General features: G+C 52.7%; 1 protein-coding gene. It reads left to right on the top strand.

Annotated features, from left to right (window positions below; translation table 11 throughout):
* Positions 1–344 precede the first annotated feature (344 nt).
* Positions 345–2,414 (top strand): putative bifunctional diguanylate cyclase/phosphodiesterase, encoded by a 2,070-nt coding sequence (locus GIW79_RS29445; RefSeq protein WP_236456642.1) that lies wholly within the window; start codon positions 345–347, stop codon positions 2,412–2,414.
* Positions 2,415–2,575: the final 161 nt, after the last annotated feature.

Genomic DNA, 2,575 nt, shown 5'->3' with positions numbered 1-2,575 from the left:
GTAACCGTCCGGCCATGTCATCTACCCAGCCCCGCAAAGCCAAGACATCGTGTGCACTCAAATTTAAGTGAGCACCAGATCTAGCCTTTTAAACGGGTATTTCATGCAGCCAACACTCGGTTCCTATTCCAAGGCCTTCAAAGCCCAGGTCATTCAATATGGGTGCCCAGCACGGCACTACAATTGCCAGCATCGCATTCAGCCGTAAGCGTGCCCGTGGAAGTCGCAAGGCTGGCATGACGCTTTTTTTTGTAAAATTTTTGACGATAGGATGAAGCGTACTCTTCAGAAACTGCTCGTGCCGCCGATGCCCAGAGGAGCCAAATTCAACCTTCGGGGTTTCAATGCTAGTAAGCAGCTATAACAGCGTGTATGTGCTGTTTTCCTTCGCCGTAGCGATCCTGGCGTCTTATACCGCGCTGGACATGACTGGTCGAGTCACCCGTACCGAAGGCAAAGCATCGGCACTTTGGCTTGCCGGTGGATCTTCCGCCATGGGCACGGGCCTCTGGTCGATGCATTTTATTGGCATGTTGGCCTTCCAACTGCCCATCGAGCTGGGTTACGACCTGACGCTGACTGGCTTATCGTTGTTGATCGCCATCGCCTCCTCCGCCTTTGCTTTGTGGCTAGCATGCCAGACGGAAATGCCACTGCCGCGTTTGCTGCTTGGTGCGGTGCTCATGGGTATCGGAATTGCATCCATGCACTACGTTGGAATGGCGGCGCTGCTGATGAATCCTGTAGTGGAATACGTTCCGTCGTTGTTCGCGCTATCGGTGCTGATTGCTATCCTTGCTTCGGGCGTGGCTTTGTGGATCGCTTTCCGCCTGCGTGGCGAAGGTCAGTACATCAATCGTACACGCATCGGCGCCTCGTTAATTATGGGGTGTGCCATTGTTGGAATGCACTATACCGGAATGGCGGCTGCCCAATTTCCTATCGGGAGCGTGTGCGGAGCGGTCAATGCAGGCATTGATAGCAACTGGCTAATGGTTTTGGTGATTCTGATCACGCTGGCTGTCTGCGCTATTGCCTTGATCGTATCAATGCTTGACATCCGCACCAGCATACTTGCCAGCTCCCTTGACCTCGCAAACAGTGAACTGGTGCAGCTAGCTCTTCACGACAATCTTACTCGCCTCCCTAACCGTATCCTCCTAAACGACCGTCTTCAGCAAGCGATTCATAAAGCCATCAGGCAGAAGAGCCACTTTGCCGTACTCTTCATGGATCTGGATGGTTTCAAAGCTGTTAACGATACTTACGGTCATCACACTGGCGACCAGTTGCTTCTGCAAGTAGCAAAGCGAATCAACGACGCCAAACGCGGCGAAGATACGGTGGCTCGCCTCGGAGGCGACGAGTTCGTTCTGCTTATCGATCCCGGCGAACCTGAAGACGCTGCGATGTTGGCGCAACGCTTGGTGGAAAATATTCGATTACCTTACGTACTTGGGCGGCAGACAGTGCATGTGTCCGCTAGCATCGGTATCGCTATATTCCCAGAAAATGGCCTAACCGAGCATGAGCTGATGGTCAATGCCGATGCGGCTATGTACCACGCCAAGGAGCAGGGCCGCGATGGCTACTGCTTCTTTGAAAAAGCTATGAACGTTAACGCTCACCTGCAGTTGGAAATGCAACAGGATCTGCGGTGCGCACTGGATCGGAATGAATTTATCCTGCACTTCCAGCCGAAGATGCTCGCCCCAAATGGCCCTATGATCGGCGTTGAAGCTTTACTGCGTTGGAACAAGCCAGGTTTGGGCTTGGTGCCGCCCGTCCGTTTCCTGCCCTTGGCAGAGCGTACTGGATTGATCGTGCCAATCGGTAGCTGGGTAATCCATGAGGCGTGCCGGCAGATGGCCGAATGGCAAGCGTTAGGCGAAGGTAAAGACGAATGGAGTATTGCGGTCAACATTTCGACGGTACAACTGGCCCATGCAAAGCTCGTTGATGTCGTGCGCAATGCCCTGCAAAGCAGTGGCCTGCCCCCCCGTTTCCTGACACTGGAAGTTACCGAATCTACGGCGATGCGGGACGCTGAAGCTGCTTTGATTGTTCTTGATCAATTGGCAGCATTGGGCGTGAATATCTCCATCGACGACTTTGGTACCGGTTATTCCAGCCTGCTTTATCTTAAGCGCCTACCAGCCAACGAACTGAAGATCGACCGAGGTTTTATCACCGAGCTGGCTAAGTGTAACGATGACGCGGCTATCGTTTCGGCCATAGTAGCGCTCGGTAAAACGCTGGGGCTGAGGATCGTTGCAGAGGGTGTGGAAACCGCTGAACAACAACAGATGCTTACCGAGTTGGGTTGCGACATTTTGCAAGGTTACCTGCTGGGCAAGCCGATGAGCGCAGAGAGGATGCTGGAAAGCTTAAGCGCGACCAAGACTCTAGCGTGATACTGCACAAGCCATAGATTCAAGTTGGTGCTTGCTGGTGCAATTTGCAGACCCGCTACATCACCTGATTTAAGCATCAGTTAAACATTCGAATTGGGATTTACGGCTTCTCCTCATTCGTCCGATAGTAAAATTCACTCTAAGGCTAATCAATGTTCAAC

The organism is Pseudomonas sp. PA-7-1E, from assembly GCF_021605325.1.
In the GTDB taxonomy this organism is placed as follows: Bacteria; Pseudomonadota; Gammaproteobacteria; order Pseudomonadales; family Pseudomonadaceae; genus Aquipseudomonas; species Aquipseudomonas fluorescens_BV.
This window is presented reverse-complemented; position numbering and strand designations above follow the sequence as displayed.

Coding starts and splice junctions, on each gene's coding strand:
- GIW79_RS29445 (WP_236456642.1), top strand. CDS start 345: ATGCTAGTAAGCAGCTATAACAGCGTGTATGTGCTGTTTTCCTTCGCC.